Annotated in this window: 2 protein-coding genes; both read right to left on the reverse strand. The window is 51.7% G+C overall.

The window, feature by feature from the left end; all coding sequences use genetic code 11:
* Positions 1 to 1,464 (reverse strand): RHS repeat domain-containing protein (locus tag DW724_RS15340; protein WP_147358699.1); only part of this gene is annotated, 1,464 nt, incomplete at its 3' end.
* Positions 1,465 to 1,513: 49 nt separating this feature from the next.
* Positions 1,514 to 2,173: S-layer homology domain-containing protein (locus tag DW724_RS15345; protein WP_147358700.1), on the reverse strand; the 660-nt coding region annotated here is incomplete at its 5' end.

Genomic DNA, 2,173 nt, shown 5'->3' on the forward strand with positions numbered 1-2,173 from the left:
AATATAGACTTCGCCTTCAAAGTCGGTAGCACTGTTCAGATAGCCGTCGCCATCGTAGGTATAGTGCAGCGTATCACCGTCCGCATTGGTAACGCCGGTCAGAAGATCGTTGTCATGCTCATACGATACGGTGCGGCCTGCGTTATCGGTCACGGACGAAATATGTCCGTTCGACCATGCCAGCGTATAGCTGCCTGCAATGCCGTCAATCTCGGTCAGTTCATCGCCGTTGTAGGTAAGCTGTGCTACCGGCGTACCATCGGGATTATAGACGGTTTGCAGCTTGCCGTCATTCGAGAAAATGAACGCTGCGCCGTCCTCGTGCGTCATGCGGTAGCTGCCGTCTGCTTCATTTTCCAGAACAAAGCCGCTGTCTGCCAGAGAATCATAGCCGCCGCCACGGAGCGTAAGGAAGATTTGCTCCTCACCGCCAGGCATTGTCACACGGATAATACCACGGTCATTGATGAGCGAATAGTCATAGCTGTGCGTAAAGCCAGTACCCAGCGCACCCTTGTCGTAGCGCGAGTTGTAAACACGAAGGAAGGTCAGCGGGATAATGCCTTCCAGCTTCAAGTCCTCGTACATGAAGTTGTATGCACCTGTTACCATGTTTACAGGGTCAAGGTTCTGGTAGTCCAGCACCAAGCTTTCCAGTTCGGGGAAACCGGTCAATTCATTGCACGCCAGACTGCCGCCGACAAACTGCTCGTACAGCTTCTTGCGTACTTCATCGGACAAGCTGCCTTCCAGCATGAGGAATGCTGCCGTGCCATCTTCACCGACAACATAATCACGGTAGTCTACCAGCAGTTCGGTACTGACAGCAAACTTTTTCTTGCCGTTCTCCTGCTTCTGCGGCCAAGTATAGTTCTGACCGTGCGTGTGGCTGTCATCACTGTCGGTACACTCGACATTCTTATCCGGTCTGCCGAGCGGTTCAATTTCTACGGTCAGATAAAACACATCTTCATCGAGGTTCGGACCGATAATCGGAATACCATTGAGAGAGCCATCCCATATAAGCGTGTGCTTCATCATGGATACCGGCTCAATATCTTCACCGGCAAAGTTCTTGTCTGCTTGATAAATGCCGTCCTCGGACAGTTCTACCAAACCGCCGTCCGTTTTTGTAGCCGGTGTGTAGGGCGATACCATAGTGTCCGGTGAATCTTCGGGAAGCCATGCTTTAACATCGTTTGCACCGGAGAGCAGATAATTCTCTACAATCGAGCCGACAAATTCTTTCTTCAATCCATCGTCCGAAGGACTGCGGACATAGACATTGATGTTCACATACTGCGTAAGCTGATACCCAAATTCCAGTTCCAGATAACCGGTATGCGGGTCGAATGTGCCGCCTTTGATTTCTGCTGCCTGTGCGTCGATGATTGGCACGAATCCAATCACCATGCAAAAGCACAGGAACAGAGAAACTACTCTGCGGACTAATGCTTTCTTCATAAGTTTACCTCCAACTATTCAGGAGTTCTTCCGTTTCTAATTCTTTCTATCAGTGCTTGTGCGTGATAGCGGCTTCCATGATGTTGCCATACGCCCAGTTGCTCTGGCTGACATCGGGGAACGGACAAGCCATGCTGTGCAGTTCGGTTGCCGTTTCATAGTTTCTGCCGAGCATACGGTTTATCATCGTTACGGTTTCAGCGCGGGTGATGTACTGCTCCGGTCGGAAGGTGCCGTCCGTATAGCCGCTGATTAAGCCGTACTGCACCGCTTGACGAATATAGCTGCTGTACCATTTGCCGTCTGCCACATCAGAGAAGGTCTTGGTACTGCCGTTCATAATCAAGCCTTCCTTCGCTGCGATACGCGACAAGGCTGTTGCCATCTCTGCACGAGTGATTGCAAATTCCGGTTTGAACACGCCGCCGTTATAGCCGACCATGTAGCCTTCCTTGGACGCTGCTTCAACCCAGCGATACGACCAGCGGTTATTGGCAACATCGGTATACGAGGATTGCTCCGGTTCGGCAGTTTCCTTTTCCAACGCGTCAATCAGCATTTTCGCGGTCTGTTCGCGGGTGATATTGCGTTCGGCATGGAACATACCATCGGTAAAGCCGTTGATATACAGCTTGTGTTCTGCCTTGGGCGTTGCAGGTGTGCCGCCGCCACCGCCGCCGATACCACCGCCGCCACCGCTGGTAACATC

The organism is Butyricicoccus sp. AM27-36 (assembly GCF_003480945.1).
GTDB classification, from domain to species: Bacteria; Bacillota; Clostridia; order Oscillospirales; family Butyricicoccaceae; genus Agathobaculum; species Agathobaculum butyriciproducens.